The following is a 17,983-nucleotide window of genomic DNA, read 5'->3' on the forward strand; positions in this document are numbered from 1 at the left end:
TAACGCTTTTCCATCGCCGGAAGGACCCTAATGTGCCTTATCGAATTCGGAAAGCCATGAAGAACGGCCCCATCATGAAAATGAGCAGGGCGACTCAACCTGTTCTCGACAGGTGAACCGATGGTTAGTAGACATAAGCCGATTCCACCCGGAATTCATCTATTTTTTAATGTAAAGTTGCATAAAAGTTTCCATTCCTGCGCATATTCCATCAGAGGGCAGTTGCTCATGAAATTAACTGGATTTTCCAGAGCTCTGGCAGCTTGCATCGTTGTTATTTCCGTCGCCACGAACATCATTGCCCAGCGCATTACCATCCACGTGCCCACGCCGAAGGGCCAGAAGCAATCGCAGTCAGCGCAACAGCAGTACGCTGTGCAAATTGTTGAGTGTGAATCTCCCGGATGTACTCCTGGCAAGAGCGACTCGGCCATCTGGCACCTCAACGGCACTGCGGGGATGGGGCAGTTCGGCACCGGCAACCAGCAGCTTGCCGTCGAGCACATCACCGCTTCCGCCATCGCCGTCCGTCGCGTCGACTCAAGTGGTTTAAAAGCGCTCTACACCGGGGTCATTCAGGGCAACCGCATCTTTGGCAGCGTCCTCTATTACGCCGCAAACAATCCCAATGTTCCGCAAACCGGCGTCTGGAACGGAATGATCCAGGGCTCGCTTGCTGCACTTAAGCCAACATCTGCAGGCCCCATTCTCACGTATCCTTTTACGCTGCGCGAATGCGAAAGCAATCGCTGCCTTCAACCCGGCACGCAGTACCCCATAACGTGGACATTTCCCAGCCGCGACGGCCAAGGCTGGCTCAACGACTCACCGCGCCCTGTGACGCTCGAAACACTTACCCCAGGATTTATCGTCGCCCGTCGCGATGATACTGCTGCACTTGGCGGCCTCGTCGCTTACTACTTTGGCGAAATCTCCGGCAATCAAATTATTGGCAGCGTCCTATATATCGATGCAAACCGTCCAAACCAGCCGCGTTCAGATTCGTGGTACGGCCAGCTTCAACCCACTTTCGTGCCGGAGCAGGCCATGTTCTCCGCACAACCAAACAACTCGCCAACGCCCAACCCTCCCGCAACTCCCGCTCGCGCAACTGCACCATCAACCGTGCCCAACAATGCACCTGCCGTCGTCTCCAGCACCGCACCAACTGCGCCTGCAATTCCCGCATCCGCATCGTCAGCCAATCTTGAAATCGCCGAATGCGATCTTGACGACCCGCTCTGTTCTTTCAACGGTGCGCACCCAACTTTCGAATTCACTGGCCGCAACGGCGTCGGTCACTATCACTCCAGCACCATGCAGGTTCAGATCGAACACGTCGATCCCGAACTCATCGCCTTTCGCGTTACCAGTCAGAGCGACGAGCGCGGACTAAGCGTTCTTTACATGGGCCGCATCGACGGCAAAAACATCACTGGCGTCTCGCTCATCTATCAGCCCGGATACCAAGGCGAACCAGCCGCTTCCGCCTGGAACGGTACCATCACCAGGGGCTCACTCGCCGCGTTCACTTCATCTCCTGCACCGTCTCTGCAATATCCTTTTACGCTGAATGACTGCGAAGGCAGGCGCTGCGACTGGGGAGACGCAGACTTCTCCACTATCTGGACATTTCCGTCAAAAGATGGTCAGGGCTGGGTTAACAATCATCCGCGTCCTCTCATCGTCGAAGACTTTCACTCCAACTATTTCCTCGTGCGTCGCTTTGAATCTGCTAACGGCATGACAGCTTACTACTTCGGCGAAGTGAAAGGCCGCACTGTCAACGGTGGCGTTCTCTACTTTGATCGTGAGCATCTCGATCAACCTAGGGCTGGCGCGTGGTTCGGCAAACTCCGCGATAACTTCATGCCGGAAGTCGCTATGAATGCGCCCGAAGAACCTTCTGCCGCGGCAATGAAAAAGACCGATGCGCCACAAAAGATAATCGTCTGCGCTTTCAACCTTTGTGTCAGCGCTACTCGCAATGGAAATAGGTACATTGGCTACTACGACGGCCAGCCGGACAATCCGTTTGATTGGACCATCACGAAGTGGGAAGGGGCCAATTTCATTCTTGCGCCAACGCACCAGACCACGAAAGACGGTGTGACCTTCAATACCGAATTCCGCGGGCGCGTAGCTCCTTCCGGGGACCACACGCAATGGGGAATACTGCTTCAGTACCCGTCAGACCCGGTGTCATTCGGCGCCGTCTGGGGCAATACACACAACGATGATGGCATGACGCGTCGCTCAAAAATGTTTCCCAGCATCGAGGTCCCACCCTATGCTTCAGAAAAATACGCAGCTTATGATGGCCGCGTCCGCGCCGTCATGATGGAAGACCACTCTTCATTGCTTTCTCATGCAGATATGCTCAAGCCCTGCGCGCAAACGTCTTCCGTTACCAACGGAGATGCCGCGCTCGAAATCGTCAAGTACGCTTACCGTGCAGACGAACTGCCGCGTGGCAATTGCTGGAGCGCGCGCGCTGTCGCACTCAACAATGCCGAAGGAGAAACACTGCTCGCCCTCGCCATGATCGTGGGTTGGAACGGCCATGAAGATCAAACCGGTGGCTGCAAACGGATGGAATCGAACGCGGGTAAGGATCTATGGGCACAATTCATCCTGTCAGGTTGTTATGCCGGCGTTTTTGGAGATGCCAAAGATTTCCCCAACGATCCGAACAAGGCCAACCAGATCGCAAACTCCTGGAACGATGACCAGCTCAGAATTATCCATCGTTATCTTTCAGACGATCTCGATTGGCTGCGCGATCAGGAACGTCAGAAGGTAATCAACGATCCTCCGATGAAGAGGGAGCACGTGCTGACGGGAGACCGTAACTCGGGCAGCTGCCACGAAGACTACAACTGCCGTGTTTATGGAGATAATCCGATCAGAGAAGTGGTCGATCGTGAAGAACTACAACGAAGACTCAAAGAAATCGACGACCGTTATGCCCGGATGCCGTAAGGGAACGCAGTGCATCGCAGGGCCTCCAATCCCCGTTTCCAAGCACCGACCGCTCCACCGCATCCAATTGTCCGCGCAGTTTGCAATAAGACTACCGGCTATACCGGCAAAATCATTGTCGTGAAAATGGTGGCCCAAGCACTCAGCATGACTCAGGAGCATGACCCCTGGGCCACGCACATTGGAGTGGATGAGTGACTCGGCCTGTACGCGTCAATTGGCGCGGGAGCGAAGCGATCAAAGCGCCCTCGGATTCTTGCATTCGCATTACAAGGACCGCTCGGCAATCAATACGCCTCGATATCCTGCTGCCCCTGGAGACGCTCACGCGGCTTGTTTAGGAACTCTCCGATGTACAGGTCACCTTCCAAAGAATTCAGCAGTGGTCCGTGAACACGTTTGGTGAAAAGCAGTCGCTGGCTGTTCGGAAAATAGTGATGGATCATATCGTTGTACAGGGGCCTGCATGCGTCATCCAATCCGCCTGCGCCAAGTAGTACAGGTACGTCGCTGTAGTACGGCTTTTTGGTAGCCGCGTCTATTGGCTTCACTCGCCAGGCGTCACACACCGCGCCGTAAACATCATTGACGTGAAAGCCAGCCAGCCAGGGCATAACCGTTTCCTGCTGCTTGATGATGGCTGGATCTTCAAAGGCCATCTTGTCTGAGCAATAGACTGACAATCGCATGCCCGATATCGAGCCGCTTCCCGAGAACACCCCATCGAAATACGCCTTAACGTACGACTCCTGCCGCCCATCGATCATATCGCTGATGATCTGAGGCATCTCTTTGATCCCGTCGTAGTCTTCTACCTTGTCGTGGAGAATGCTCAGCAGTTCGCTGCGGCCATAATCCATGGTCACAGTCTTGCCATCTTTCAACTGATAATTGATCGTGAACACCTTGCCGCCGAGACCGCTGAAGTATGTGTGAAATCGGTCGAGCAGTGTGCTGTCGTTGCTGCCCAGCACGGATGTCAGCGCTTCATTGAAATTGGCCAGCTCCTGTTCATCAATGTTTACAAACTCTGGGAGGGGCGAGTCCAAAATCAACGAGCGGATGTGCTCGGGATACTTTTGCAGAACAGCCATCATCAGACCGCCGCTGTAAGAAATACCCATAAGATTCAGCGAGTCGATGTGCAGCAGACGGCGAAGGTCTTCGATGTCTGCTGCACTCTCGTCCGTGTTGTAGGCGGAGAGATCGATACCTTCCTTGATCAGCTTTTCCCGGCACTCTCTGACTGATGAAAGCCCTGCGTCGTCTAAGGACCGATGTTCCAGGTAAGCGTTTTGAATCGCGTTCCCTTGGCCTTCACATTCGAGGTTCGGCTGTGCGAAATGAGTTCCACGTTGTTCGAATGCGATATAGTCCCGATTACGCAGCAGAGACCTCCGGGCAATCGAAGTGACGGGATGCAGCGAACTGACACCGGGGCCACCGCCCGTGTACAGGACGGGGTCAGGGCTCTTGTCCGGGTTATTGCTCTCCACGTAGATGAATGGCAGCTTGATTGTCCGGCCCTGCGGATGTTGGCGATTTTCCGGTACGATCAGAAACCCGCACCGGGTCTTGTGGAGGCTGTCGGCCTTATAGATACAGTCACTCGATTCGATGCGAGGAACATTACCCTGCTGTGCAACGGCGGCAAACGGCGCTATAAGAAGCAAACTGAGAAAAAGGAGTCTGATCATTGTTTTCTTCTGTACTCTCTTGGAGGGGTGGATCACCTCGGTCCACGCATGCACAACGGTGCCCAATTGAATATCGTTCGCCAAAAGGGGAGATCATTGCGGCAAAAGCGGGCTATTCGCTGATCAGACAGCAGAATTTCTGCGCAGCGAGGAGATCAGGCCCGCGCTTGAAAGTATCCAGGGATGTCCAGAATCGAACATGGTGATCCGAAAATGGACGGGGAGGAGTAACCCGCTTCTCGATGAGCGCCTGATCCCCAATGCACTCGTTGAGCAATCATCGGCAATCGGAAGTCTGCCTCTCGCCATTGAAGTCCTTCGGCTGAGATCGAGAATTCGCCTTCTTCATGACCTCGCTGCACCCCTCTGATAAAGAGAAATACGCCATCGACACACCGGGTAGTGTCTGAAATGTGCGTTGGCGATTTTAACTCCCTCCCGGCAAAGTTGCATTGCCAATGGATGCCCATTCCTTGGATAATGGCGCGCATCCCAATGGAAGATGCTATACCCATTAGTCTGCGGTACGACGGACCAGATGTTGCTGCCGGAGAAATGGACGTTGCAGAGGTTGTCTCCGCCTTGCAGGGATTTTCCGGGGCGTACGCAAAGGTAGCGTCGGACATAGCGCCAGACGCTTACCACCAACTCAAAGTTACTGCCGTTCGCGAAGGATCATTCGACCTTCTCATTGCGGCGGGTATGTATATTTCGCAAGCCGGAGGGCTGGAGACAATTAAATCCGCTTTAGAGGCTGCGAAAGCGGCCTTCGAAGTCATAACGGGCGTAATTTCTCTTAAGAAACACACTGAAGGCCAGCCTTACGAGTTCAACATAAACGGGAAAAACAATACCGTTAACGTACTCAATATAGGAAAAGTAGAGATATCGATTCCCGTCAAAGTCTTCGAGACATTCGTGTCTAAAAGAATCGATGAGGATATTTCCAAAATAGTAGACCCTCTTCGCGGCGGTCACGTTGATATCGCAGAGCTAAAACAAGATGGCGTCGAAGATTCTAAGGTTCGAATTGAAAGTTCAGAGAAAGGGTATTTTGCTCAAAAATCTGATACCACCAGCCGCGAATTGGAGGTTTCCGGAACCTTAATTTCGCTCAATAAGAAGACAAATCGAGGAACCTTCGAATTTGGCAATGGCAAGACGGCCCGCTACTTGTTCATTGGAGAAGATAAAGACCGATTTCATAGAGATTTTTCTCTGAAGGGACAAGTAAAAGTCAGAGCGGATGTGACATTTGACGAGTATTTGATACCAGTCCATCTAGACATAAAGAATGTAGAACGCGTGCAACTTAGGCTTGATCTACCCGACCAAACAGAGTAGTTCTCCTATCGTCCAAACGTGACCCGTCAAACCGGACTCCATCGGCGGAGTGACGCGGAACGTCTTGTGTACGCGGCAGAAGTTGTAATAAGCGAAGAACAGCGAGTATGCCGCTTCCAAATGCGACCAGCGCTTAGAAAATGCGTTTGTGAGGCGCGTCATGCGACGCATTCCCATGCGAATACTAAGGTTGACTCTTTCAATGTGGCTCGTGCAGATACGGCTGCGAACGGGATTCCCTGAAACGATGTATGGGACAGAATCCACAACCTCAGCCGGGCTGTAGCGGCCTTCGCCATCGCTCGCAGCGCCGTAAACTTTCGTCAACGTCGCGAAGTGAACCTGCCCCGGAAGGAAGATTTTGACGGCAGTGGGATACGGCGGGAAGCCATCTACTGTGAGTTGAAATTTTTGCTTCGATGTGGCGATTGAGAGCTTGTGCATGAACTTGTCAGTTGAGTTTGCATCGCGCTTGCCCAAGTGATGGCATAGTACCAACTTTGTGTTTCGTTCCATCCCTACGAAGCCATAAGCCGTCCCGATTATCGGGTCGTTCTTTTCGGATTTCATTTGTGATTCTCTTTCTTCCCGACCTAGCCCCACAGCTCATCGGCTTCTACGTCTTTCACGCCAAGGGATACGATCTTTTCATCCATGAGTTTTTGGCAGCGCTCACCGGCTTTGAGCAAGAGGCTCATAATCGTGTTGCGATCTGTGCCAGTGATTCTTTCTGTCGAGCGAATCGAGTTGCCTTCCAAGAGCAATCGCAGAGCGAGCACCGCTTTCTCAGGCGCGATGTACATGGTATCGAGAACGCGCTTGTGGGCTTCCGTGTACGTCTTCCGGCAGCCAGGGCAACGGAAGCGGCGCAGACCGTTGCGGTGTTTTCCGAATCGCTGACAGTCCATCTTGCACGTCTTACAGATCATGGCGGTTGCGGTTTGCGTATCGCTCATCATGCATACATAATACAGCAAGCGCTTGCTGTATGTCAACGCAGAAAATAAGCCGTGAGCCTTTACTTTCCGAATGCTTGCCGATACTTTTGGTAGTGCGGACGGTGGGATTCGAACCCACAATTCCGGCCAAGGACCGTGGTTTTAAAGACCACTGCGTATTCCAGTTCCGCCACATTCGCACAGCTAGGACCGGGGAAAGCATCGTGGAAAATGCTCTCCCCTTTGCTGTCTCTGGGGAGTGGTGGTCTGGTGGGCCTCGGATTCTGAATAGCAACTTCATACCCACAATCTATTGGGTATGTGTTTGTTGCGAAATGACTTAAGGAATGTCTTATGGATGACTTTGGGCTGTATGTTTTGAAAACGTCATGCCAACGTCAGTGACGTTTTACTGACGTTTCAATTTGACGGTTCGTCCGAGGGCAGCTGTAAAAACCTCTTCATAGGCTCTGATGTGTTTTGCTCGGGGAACTGTACCCGCTAGGTGCTTGTATACATGGCGAACATTGATGCCAATTTTTTCTGCGATCTCTTCAGTCGTAAAGCCGCTCTCCTGACGCAATATGCGAAGTTGGTCCCCGATAGGAGATGCTGTCTCTGACGCTGGATGATCTAGGGCGGCGTGGGCCATTAGCAGGAGTGGGGAAGCGGAAGCAATATCGATTCCCGCTCGGGCATAACTGGCTGCCTCCTTTCCTGTGAGCGACTCAAAAACTGAAGGATGCTTTTTCGTATCGGAAGACGTAAAAGCAGGCTTGAAATGTGAGGCTGTCGCTTCAACATGCTCGCGAATTGCTTGCTTCAATTCTTCAGCTACTTCCAACGTTGGATCGTCACTGTCCCGGTACTCTTGGTGAGCATACTTACTGACGTAATCAAATGAAGAGTAAAGCGCTCTAAACACCGCGGTGGAAATGATCTCTTCTTTCCATTCGGGCTTGTATTGTGGACGTCTCAAATATGCCAAGTTCATTACCTTGAAAATATCTATGGCACCACTGTGCAGCACATGCATTGCCCGTTCTGAGTCGAAGTCCTCCCGATCCAAGCACGCACGCAACCGCGTCTTTAAGAGATTCTCTTCGGAATCTCTATCGATCAGTTCTTGTGGCGTCAAATGTGGAAGCGTGACCCCGGAGGCAGATTTCGACATTGCTCCCTTGCTTCAGGCACGAGAGAGCGTTACGATGAGGGTAACCAGCCGCATCATCGAAATGCCCCGGCCTCGCGCCGGGCTTTCGTTTGTAATGGGCTTTATTTTACGCGGTTTAGGATTCTTTGCGCGGTCTTCCGCCAGCACGAGTCTTGCGCTTGGCTGCCAGCTCTCGAAAATACTCGCTGCCCCGCTTGGCAGTAACAGAGCCGCCCTTTGCGCCCAACAGCGCGGCGGCTGGCATTTTCTGCTCTTTCAGCAGATCGGAGACAAGCGCAGAGGACGCGCTCAACAATTCGCGGGATCGCGCTCCGCTACTGTCCGAAGGCAACGCAAGTTCGGCCTGAGAGATGAGACGCTTGAGAGTGAGTAGTTGATTGCGCTGCGTTGGCATGATTCAACGATATGAGCGCCAGATCAGGATTGCAAGCGGTTGCTGTTTCCGTTCAACGCACTTTTAGGACACTACCGACACCGGCAACAGAAAGGACAGCTTTGGCAAGCGAGAGTAGGGCTCAACGAACGTTGGCCTCATCTCCCGAATCCGGCATTTCATCGCGCATTCATCTTTGAACGGTATCCTCTGTCTCAAAGTCCGGCTTCGGCCTGCTACTTCAGATAGGCCCGGACAAGATCGATCAAATCCTCAGCCAGTTCGGGAGCAATCTTTTCCTTCGCGCTGTCGCTCAGGTGAAAGCGGATGTGGGTCTCCAACACCTCGCCCATCAGACTATTCACCCCGCCTCGCACAGCCGCCAGCAACATCAGCAGGTCACCGCAATCCCCGTTTCCAAGCACCGACCGCTCCACCGCATCCAATTGTCCGCGCAGTTTGCGAATCCGCTGCAGCAGCTTTACCGTCTCTCGATCTTCATGCGACATCGCTCATCTCCCGATTCATTATCTACTCCACCCCTGTCCCGGGCGCATAGGACCCAATCTCACCAAATCGCCTCGAAGCCTCACAACATGGTCCATTTACCTGCCCATTCACCAGACTGCCAGGCGGCCATCCGCTCCTTGCGCGCGTTTCTTTCTTTAATAGTCTTGCCATATACCCTACCGGGGTATACCATGGCAATGCGACCGAATCGTTCATAATCTGCATCATTTCTACATTGGAGTCTTTCGCTTGACGCAACGCGCCGCCAACCCTCTCTCCGACCGCACTGGTTTTGGCTGGCGCTTTCCGCTGCGTGCTTTCTTCTGCGCGTTCGCAGCATTAGCTCCATCATTCACTTCGTTCGCACAGTTACCCGAAACGCCCACGCCCGCTCCTAATGTAGCCGCTATCAAGTTCTCCGCGGCCTGTGCGCCATGCAGCCAGTCCCTCCAATCTCAGTCTTTCGGATCTATGGCCAACTTGCCCGCTGCGCCCACGCAACGGGAGGGCGCGGATCTGGCCGGAACCACGGATGATACGCAGATCGTCACCATGGCTCCTCATCCTGAAGGAGCCATGTATTGGATCTCAGGGCAGGCCAATATCATCTTTCAAGGACGGCTTCCTTTTCATTCGCTGTACGAGGGTGTCAACAGCTTCAGAAATTCCGCTGAGTACAAAACCTCAATGGTAGGTACGCTGTATCTGGCTGCACGACGCAATCATTCCGTTCGCTACAACACCGACTTCATCTATGACGAAGAGGCCGCTGAAGGACGTGGATTAAGTGAAGCGCTTGGCCTGGCCGGATTCACCAATCTCGACGTGGTACGTAATCCAAATCTTGGCGAAGCGCCTTACACCGCACGCTACGAAATCCATCAGGTCATCGGATTCACGAATGAAACAACCGATCAGGACACCAATCCCTTTGCCCTCGCAAAAGAGGTACCAGTGCGCCGCCTGGAATTTCGCATCGGCAAGCTCACATTACCTGATTTCTTTGATCTCAACTCTGTCGGTTCTGATAGCCACCTCCAGTTCATGAACTGGACCATCGACAACAACGGCGCATGGGACTACGCAGCCGATACACGCGGCTACACGGTTGGCGGCATGGCCGAGTACGACGACCGCAACTGGTCGATCCGCTACGGAATCTTTGCCATGCCCACAGTAGCGAATGGCATCGACCTCGACTGGGCATTCAGCCGGGCGCATGGGCACAACGGCGAATTTGAATATCGGCATAGCTGGATCAAGGATCGCAAAAGTGTATCGCGCATACTCTTTTTCGCGAATCGCGCCCATATGGGCACCTATCGCGAAGCAATCGACGCATACCTGAACGGACAGGATGCAACTCCGGTGATCGACAATCACGCACATTTCGGCGCACTGAAATACGGATTCGGCTACAACACAGAGCAGGAACTAACGGAAAATCTACGAGTATTTGGCCGTTTCGGATGGAATGAAGGTCAGCACGAATCCTACGCCTACACCGAAGTGGATCAGACGGTTTCGCTTGGTGCAGATTACGCCGGGAAACGCTGGCATCGGCCGGTAGACAAGGTAGCGATTGCATTTGTGTCGAACGCTATCAAGAAGGATCACCAGGAGTATCTGAAACTGGGCGGTCTTGGATTTCTACTCGGCGATGGAAATCTGAACTACGGACGCGAAAACATCGTTGAGAGCTATTACACATGGCACGCGTGGCGAGGACTGTTCTACACGCTGGATGTGCAGCACATCAACAATCCTGGGTATAACCGCGATCGCGGCCCAGCGTGGGTCGGATCAGTAAGGGCCCACGTGGACTTCTGAAATTGCTCCACGTGGAGCAATTTCAGAAGTCGAAGCAGTGTTCCACGTGGAGCAATTTGGGTGTGGGGGTTGGATTGCTCCTCGTGGAACATTCTGGCCTGGGGTGGTTGGGGCTTGGGAGCCGTGTCAAGCGAAGTTTTCTGCAAGTTGCTGCGTTTGCTGGACGTGTTTTTGCGCGGAATTATGGGCGTTTGTGCGTGGGGTGGAGGGTTGTTGGGAATTTATATCTGTTGTGGTATGTTCCACACGCGATGAGGGTGGGAGAGCGGGAGATTGGGTGTGGAGTGCGAGTGTGAAAGGCCCGGGGCTGAAGCCCCTCTTCTTTTTGGAGACTTCTTCAGTGGCCTGAAGGCCACTGCTCCCTCCGGGTTCGCGCTTGGCGCGAATTTGGTTTGCGAATCGGTATGCGGGTCGGAGTGGGAATTCGGAGTGTCGTGATCCCAGGTCTCAGAAGCGAGACCTGGGGCACCCGGCGGAGTTGGTGTGCGGAATGAGGCTGTTTCCCACTCATTTCGCAAAAGCGCGAAATGAATGGGGCACCCGAATTTGTGGTGGACGACAGATGTGAGGTCGAAGCATCCATTTTCCCCGGTCTCAAAATCGAGACCGGGGGCACCCGCACCCGGGGTTTTGGGATTTGAGACGAAAAGCAGATCCCCTGCGGGGATGACAGACAAAAAGGCAACGGCAAAAACAAAGGACAGACGAGAAAGCAACGCGGAATAAAGGACAAAGCGCTGACAGCTCCCGATCTCGCGGCGCCCGGCAAGAGATCGTGTCAATATAGGTAGTACACATAGCCCATTGGCGTAATGCCGATGCCGGGTTCAAAATCGCTCCACTCCATTCTTCAATCCAACGTTTCTATTCTGTCGGTCCTGGGATGATTGCTTGACGATCGTTATTCTTCAGGTCGCTATCGTGATCCTTGTCAGTCTGGTGTGTGGCCGTCTTGCACGCATGATCGGGCAGGCGCAGGTGGTCGGAGAAATGTTTGGGGGGATTCTCATTGGGCCATCGGTTTTTGGGCGATTGGCGCCGGAGCTTTCCGCACAGCTTTTTCCTCCAGAGTCGCTCGGTTCGCTCGAATTACTCAGTAATATCGGGCTTATTCTTTTTCTCTTCCTGATTGGAAGCGAGCTGGACTATGAACATCTGCGCCGACAGAGGACGACTGCGGCAGTTTCCAGCCTGGCGAGCATTGCACTGCCCTTTGGCATAACATTTGCCATCGCTCCGCTGTTGCACTCACACCTTTCTTCCTCCGACGTTCCCATACTTCCTTTTGCTCTGCTGCTCGGTGTGTCGATGAGCATCACGGCTTTTCCCGTACTTGCCCGCGTGCTGGAAGAGCGAAATCTGCAAGCGAGCCCGCTGGGCACGATTGCGCTTATGTCCGCGGCGGTCAACGATGTAGCGGCATGGATGTTGTTAGCCGCGGCGATGACGCTGGTCTCGTCGAATACCAATGTCTCGACGTATCTCATGCGGCATCTATGGCTGGGTGTCTATCTGATTGTGATGTTCGTCGTGGTCAGACCTCTGTGCCGCCGGCTGACGGCCCGGCTAGCGAATGGTCCGCTTTCGTATGGAGTGCTGGGAGTGATGCTGGCGGTGGTTTTCGCTTCCTCGGCAGTTACAGAGGCTGTCGGCGTCCACCCTCTCTTTGGTGCATTTCTGGCTGGCTTGTGTTTTCCACGCATAGCTGCATGGCAGCAGGATCTGAGAAACCGGTTGAGTACTGTACTTTCGCTCGTTTTGCTGCCATTGTTTTTTGCGCTCACCGGGCTGAGAACACGGCTCGACCTCTTGAACAACTCGGCAGCGTGGCTTTGGACAGCTCTCATTGTGCTGGTGGCAATCGTTGGAAAGATAGCCGGCGCTATTTTGGGCTCGCGTCTGACGGGGCAGGGCTGGCGCTTCTCCTTCACACTTGGTGCGCTCATGAATACACGAGGCCTGGTGGAGCTTGTGGTATTGAACATTGCCTATAACGCGCACATCTTCTCTCCGACGCTGTTTACGATGCTTGTCGTGATGGCCTTGGTAACAACTTCCATGACGGAACCATTGCTCACTGTCTTGATTGGTAAGAGAAGTCTTGTCGAACAGCAGGTGTGAGAGGATTCTCGGTTTTCGGCGAGGTCTGGAGAGGTTGCTGGGTTTGGTGGTGCTAGGGCAGGAGTGAAGATGACTGGCGGAGGGAGAGGGATTCGAACCCCCGGTACCCTTTCAGGCACAACGGTTTTCAAGACCGCCGGTATCAACCGCTCACCCATCCCTCCGCGGGATGTTTTAAGAATAGCAGTTTGGGGATTGGGTGTGAGTGTGAAAGGCCCGGGGCTAAGCCCTTCTTCTTTTTGGAGACTTTTTCAGTGGCCTGAAGGCCACTGCTCCCTCCGGGTTCGCGCGGGGCGCGAATGTGGTTTGGGGATTTGGTGTTTTAGCTCGGGTGGAACGCCCGGCCTTCACGTAATTTGGCTCTCATCATTTGTCTGCGGTGGAGTTTGTTGGCAACGCCTGTCTGACGGCTAGGATGATCTCCTCAGGAATCCCATTAGGAGCCTGCATTCCGGCGTCGGAAGACAGTTGCACCCTTACGTTGCGGCCGGCAATGCTCGCAGAAAGATTTAGTTTGTCTAAGGTATGTTGGCGCGCACCAAGAAGCGCTCTCATGGATGGTCTGACATCTTTAGTCCCTGTGAGCGTGGCTTCGAAATTTACCGCGTCGTCGAACACAACATCTCTTACATGAGCTCGATCAATCGTGATTGGCTCTCCGATTTTTCGTTGGACGTTATCTGCCCATTCCAGTACATCTACATTAAGGTTCGACCAGGCGGCTTCAAAGTTGCAAATTTGGAGCATGCGGCTTGTGAATGGCCCGATCGAACGAGGAGGATTCAATAGTTCCACTTCTGGAAACTCATTTGAGAAACGAAATGCTGTCTCGATGTAAGAAGTCCTCTCAAAGCTGATTTCATTTCCAAAGGGATCGGTAATCATCTCCTCAGAAATGATTTTCTCGATGAAACGAGCATCTATCGAATTTTCGCGAACGCGTGTGACCAAAAAGCCGGACATTTTTTCAGGCGTGAGAACATCAGCACGAATTTTCTGCGCCAATTGACGCACGGAAATCGGCCAACTTCCGGCTAACCATTTGACGCGTTTCATTGCTGGATCCCACTTTCTCCGCTCAATTCGACTACCAAGCGTCTAAACACCTGAATAGCGGTGACGTCGAGTACTCTCAAAACGGATTTGCGATCTTCTTCGTCAAGATTACGCCACGTCTTGACGTAGCCTCCACTCCGACGTATCAACGTTCCCTTAACGGCAAATTTGAAACCTTGTCCCAGTTCCGGTTCGTCAATTCCAGCCGTGAAATCGAACAGGTGGTAAGGCGCCTCAATCTGCTTCGAGCGCCATCGGATCGACACTATGTAAAAACCGCCTTCTCTTAGATCTTTGTAGTGAGAGGACAGTAGGACGCTTGACCCACTTAAAGCTACTTCACGAACCAGAGCCTTCAGTTCATCGCTTGCTTCCGCAGAGTTATCTGGAGCTTGAGGATCGCTCTCTTGGTCGGATTCTTCGTTTTCAGGCGAAAAACCTACAGAGGCTTTGACTCTGACACTAACCACGTCTGCCAGTTCGAATTTTGGCAGCCCGCCGATGAGATCAGTAAAAAAACGCGTCCTGCTTCCCGAAGAAGTGAGGAGTGAGAAATCCACACGCTCTTCCGGCAACGTCTCATTTGCACGTGCATCAAATTTTTGCTTGATACCTTTGCTGACCGCTATAGCCGTGGAGTTGACGGGCAACGTCACGGTAATACCATCTGAATCGATATCAATATCGATGTTCGCTTCACGCTTCCGTCTCTGCCTAAGACGCGTTTTTGAGAAATCAGTCTCCGTATATTTCAGTCCTACACTAACCCTATTTTTGGTAGGCGATCCCGTAATGATCTGAATGTCATTTGTCAATGCCTCTTGATTTCGATACTCATCGACTATAGCCCGCACGTCAGTATCCGTGAACTTTCCTTTCAGCCGAATGGTGGTAGTGGATTCGGTGCGAGCACCGAGATCGTTAAACTTCTGCAGCTCTGTTATCTGATTGAAGCCATATGTGAGCGCGGACAGGCTCTTAACAAGATCATCCCGCTGCTCCTCTCTGGAGTAAAAGATATTGCGCGATCGACCGAGTTCCAGCAGAACGCCCATTGTGAATTGTTGCCTTTGAGAGATCAGCAGATCGTGGATTTCTTTGTCTGTTGCCGTATAAAGAAGCATTACTATTGACCTCGCATCATCCCGATTTCTTCGGAGGAAAACGATGTGTGAATCTTGTGGATTGGCGCAAATTCAATCCTTTTCAGGTCGGCTCTAGCTTCTCCGGCACCGCCAAATTCAATGATGTACTCCTCGATGGCTCGTTCAAAATTAGCAGCAGCGGTCGAATCTGCATCGAGGGTTCTGATCAAGACCTTCACACCAGGTGTAATTTGCTGGAAATGCATCAAGTAATCAATCAAGTACAAGAATTCTTGTGTCAAAGAACCACGATCGCGATAAAAAACCAAGAGGGTCTTTTCTCGTCCTTGTGGATCTTCGCAAAGTAAGCTTATCCAAGGGCCACACAACATTTCCAAAGTGGCAGCTCGGGCGGTCTCTATACGTAGATTCTTCTTCTGAACTAGTTGAGGGTAGAAAAATCTGCAATGTTCTTGATCTGGGATAGTTCTCTTGCCGCGAAGAAAGTTGATTTCATAATGAACATTATCCAGCCACTGCACTTCGTCCGGCCCGAAGATAAACAGCCTTGAACCACGCGGCACAGGAATATCATCGAATTTCACAGACTTATATATCTCTCGAAAATTGCGGCTGTAAGCACCATCGTGGTTATACACAAATAACAACCCGACAACTGATGCTGACACCTCGTCGTGGAGGTACTTCTTGCGCCATTCTTCACTCTGCTCTGCGCAACTCAACGAAAGAGCTAGGTTTCTTACCGCACCATAAATTTGTGCGGTCGTTATTGTTTCTGCAGAATAACTCTTGAGATCGCAATTGACATACGTTCTCACAGGCTTATATGGCTCGTCGTAGTAAAAAACAACATCGGACGGATGTGTGTCTTTGTTGTGAGATTCCACGACACACTTCCAGTTCTGATCAACTGGACCGCTTTTCTTCCAGAAGAATTCCGAGAAAAGTTCGGAAGACAGCAGCTCTGCCATCTTTGCGACGTTTGAGGTTTCACTCATTCCACTGCTCGTTTTTAAAGTATTGGACGCGGAAAGCTTAGCACATCCGGCTGCTACCGTAAATCCGGTAAAGTTTGTCACCGACTCTTACAGAAGAAGGATGATCTATTGATCTTTGCGAAGACCTATCGTTTACCCAAGGCTTTGGTAAGATTGCCAGCTATGGTGGATAAGCACTTTCGTAGTGGGTTAGGGTAGTGGCTTTTAATCGGCTCGCGGGAGGCCGAGATTCAATTGAATGACTACCCGTATCCAAGTACCTTCCTTCTCATTCCTTGATTCATTGTCCAATTCCTTTTTCTGCTGCTGTATTCTGCTTGAAATCTGCTGTTGAGGAGAGTGCCTGTGGGAATGCTTGGGTTGGGGTGTCTTTGTCGGCGGGGTCGGGTGATACCGGTGGTGATGAGTTTCGCCATTGTAGGTACGGCGGTGCTGGCTGCTGGCTTGAGCGCTTTGGCGCAGGCTCCGGATCATAAGCAGATTGAGTCTTTGGTGGATGCGCATGCGGCGCAGTGGAGGGATGTTTCGAAGCAGATTTGGAATTATGCGGAGCTGGGGTATCACGAGGAGAAGAGTTCGGCGCTGTTGCAGCGCGAGTTGAAGGCTGCGGGGTTTAGCGTCGAGGCCGGGGTGGCGGATGAGCCTACGGGGTTTATTGCCAGCTATGGGTCGGGCAAGCCGGTGATTGCGATTCTGGGGGAGTTTGATGCGCTGCCGGGGTTGAGCCAGAAGACGGAGCCGGAGCGCGATCCGGTAATAGCGGGTGCGCCGGGGCATGGGTGCGGGCATAATCTGCTGGGCTCGGGGGCGGCGCTGGCCGCGGTGGCGGTGAAGGAGTACATGGCCGAGCACAAGGTGGCGGGGACGCTGCGGTATTACGGGACTCCAGCGGAGGAGGGCGGCTCGGGCAAGGTGTACATGGTGCGGGATGGGCTGTTTAAGGGTGTGGATGTGGTGCTGCACTGGCATCCGGGGGATGGGAATGCGGTGATCAATGGCGGGGCGCTGGCGGTGATTTCGGCGAAGTTCACGTTTCATGGGGTTGCGGCGCATGCGGCGATGGCTCCGGATAGGGGGCGGTCGGCACTGGATGCGGTGATGCTGATGGGGAACGGGATTGAGTTTATGCGGGAGCATATTCCGAGCAACTCGCGGGTGCACTACATTGTGTCGAAGGGCGGGGTGGCTCCGAATATAGTGCCGGATCTGGCGCAGATGGATTTGATGGCGAGGAATCCGTCGAATGAGACGCTGCAGGGGATATGGAAGTGGATTGAGAATATTGCGCAGGGCGCGGCGCTCATGACGGGGACGACGATGCAGATGGAGGATATCGGGAGCGATGCGAATATCGTTCCGAACGCGGCGCTGGCGAAGGTGGCGCAGCGGAATCTGGAGGAAGTGGGCGGGTACACGATGAGCGCGGATGAGAAGGACTTTGCGCTGCGGCTGCAGAAGAGTTTTCCGGCGGGGATGGCGCCGGATCTGGATCAGACGGAGAAGGTGGAACCGCTGCGGCCGATTGATCCGAATGCTCCGGCGGCGTCGACGGATGTGGGAGACGTGAGCTGGGCAGTGCCGACGATTGGGTTTACGACGGCGACGTTTGTGCCGGGGAGTGCGGCGCATACGTGGCAGGCGGCGGCAACGGCGGGAACGACGATCGGGCAGCGGGGGATGGTGGTGGCTTCAAAGGCGATTGCGCTGACGGTGGTGGATCTGTTTACGGATGCTGGGCTGGTGCAGTCGGCTAAGGCGGACTTTGATGCGGAGGTTAAGGGGAAGACTTATTATTCGCCGATTCCGAAGGGGCAGAAGCCGGTGATTGATTATCGGGGGAAGTGAAAGAGAGGG

Annotated in this window: 14 protein-coding genes and 1 tRNA gene; 5 read left to right on the plus strand and 10 right to left on the minus strand. The window is 53.1% G+C overall.

The features are described from left to right. The first annotated feature begins 228 nt into the window (after positions 1-228). Positions 229-2,982 (plus strand): hypothetical protein, encoded by a 2,754-nt coding sequence (locus OHL22_RS02355; protein WP_263332785.1) that lies wholly within the window; start codon positions 229-231, stop codon positions 2,980-2,982. 287 nt (positions 2,983-3,269) lie between these two features. On the opposite strand, the gene OHL22_RS02360 is transcribed toward OHL22_RS02355, so the two are convergent. Further along, a complete protein-coding gene (locus tag OHL22_RS02360) occupies positions 3,270-4,679 on the minus strand; it encodes an alpha/beta fold hydrolase (protein ID WP_263332787.1) in 1,410 nt (469 codons plus the stop codon). A gap of 462 nt (positions 4,680-5,141) precedes the next feature. Between OHL22_RS02360 and OHL22_RS02365 the strand changes: the two genes are divergently transcribed. Continuing rightward, positions 5,142-6,023 (plus strand): hypothetical protein, encoded by an 882-nt coding sequence (locus tag OHL22_RS02365; protein ID WP_263332789.1) that lies wholly within the window; start codon positions 5,142-5,144, stop codon positions 6,021-6,023. Here the strand turns inward: OHL22_RS02365 and OHL22_RS02370 are convergent. The 5 genes from OHL22_RS02370 to OHL22_RS02390 all read right to left on the minus strand — a co-directional run bounded on the left by OHL22_RS02370 (position 6,003) and on the right by OHL22_RS02390 (position 9,017). Continuing rightward, positions 6,003-6,593 carry a hypothetical protein gene (locus OHL22_RS02370; RefSeq protein WP_263332790.1) on the minus strand — a complete coding sequence of 197 codons (591 nt, stop codon included), beginning with the start codon at positions 6,591-6,593 and terminating at the stop codon, positions 6,003-6,005. The two genes, OHL22_RS02365 and OHL22_RS02370, sit on opposite strands and share 21 nt — an antisense overlap. Positions 6,594-6,616: 23 nt before the next feature. Next, positions 6,617-6,931, minus strand: a complete 315-nt coding sequence (locus tag OHL22_RS02375) for a hypothetical protein (RefSeq protein ID WP_263332792.1) — start codon at positions 6,929-6,931, stop codon at positions 6,617-6,619. A gap of 439 nt (positions 6,932-7,370) precedes the next feature. Then, the gene (locus OHL22_RS02380; RefSeq protein WP_263332794.1) at positions 7,371-8,135 is read right to left on the minus strand and encodes a helix-turn-helix domain-containing protein; all 765 of its coding nucleotides are present in this window, start codon (positions 8,133-8,135) and stop codon (positions 7,371-7,373) included. 115 nt (positions 8,136-8,250) lie between these two features. After that, complete coding sequence (locus tag OHL22_RS02385) at positions 8,251-8,529, minus strand: hypothetical protein (protein WP_263332796.1); 279 nt, start codon at positions 8,527-8,529, stop codon at positions 8,251-8,253. A 215-nt stretch (positions 8,530-8,744) separates the two neighbouring features. Then, positions 8,745-9,017 (minus strand): metal/formaldehyde-sensitive transcriptional repressor, encoded by a 273-nt coding sequence (locus OHL22_RS02390; RefSeq protein WP_263332798.1) that lies wholly within the window; start codon positions 9,015-9,017, stop codon positions 8,745-8,747. Positions 9,018-9,489: 472 nt separating this feature from the next. Between OHL22_RS02390 and OHL22_RS02395 the strand changes: the two genes are divergently transcribed. Beyond that, a complete protein-coding gene (locus tag OHL22_RS02395; protein WP_263332800.1) occupies positions 9,490-10,848 on the plus strand; it encodes a carbohydrate porin in 1,359 nt (452 codons plus the stop codon). 891 nt (positions 10,849-11,739) lie between these two features. Beyond that, entirely contained in the window at positions 11,740-12,969 is a 1,230-nt protein-coding gene (locus OHL22_RS02400; RefSeq protein WP_263332802.1) for a cation:proton antiporter, read from the plus strand. Between the two features lie 74 nt (positions 12,970-13,043). Here the strand turns inward: OHL22_RS02400 and OHL22_RS02405 are convergent. The 4 genes from OHL22_RS02405 to OHL22_RS02420 all read right to left on the minus strand — a co-directional run bounded on the left by OHL22_RS02405 (position 13,044) and on the right by OHL22_RS02420 (position 16,129). Continuing rightward, a tRNA-Ser gene (locus OHL22_RS02405) sits at positions 13,044-13,133 on the minus strand. Between the two features lie 202 nt (positions 13,134-13,335). Then, the gene (locus tag OHL22_RS02410) at positions 13,336-14,025 is read right to left on the minus strand and encodes a hypothetical protein (RefSeq protein ID WP_263332804.1); all 690 of its coding nucleotides are present in this window, start codon (positions 14,023-14,025) and stop codon (positions 13,336-13,338) included. Further along, complete coding sequence (locus OHL22_RS02415; protein ID WP_263332806.1) at positions 14,022-15,149, minus strand: hypothetical protein; 1,128 nt, start codon at positions 15,147-15,149, stop codon at positions 14,022-14,024. The genes OHL22_RS02410 and OHL22_RS02415 overlap by 4 nt, the downstream gene beginning before the upstream one ends. Positions 15,150-15,151: 2 nt before the next feature. Beyond that, positions 15,152-16,129, minus strand: coding sequence for a hypothetical protein (locus OHL22_RS02420; RefSeq protein ID WP_263332809.1), 978 nt, complete (start codon positions 16,127-16,129; stop codon positions 15,152-15,154). A gap of 402 nt (positions 16,130-16,531) precedes the next feature. Between OHL22_RS02420 and OHL22_RS02425 the strand changes: the two genes are divergently transcribed. Beyond that, entirely contained in the window at positions 16,532-17,974 is a 1,443-nt protein-coding gene (locus tag OHL22_RS02425; RefSeq protein WP_263332811.1) for an amidohydrolase, read from the plus strand. Positions 17,975-17,983: the final 9 nt, after the last annotated feature.

It is taken from the genome of Acidicapsa dinghuensis (assembly GCF_025685685.1).
Taxonomy (GTDB): Bacteria; Acidobacteriota; Terriglobia; order Terriglobales; family Acidobacteriaceae; genus Acidicapsa; species Acidicapsa dinghuensis.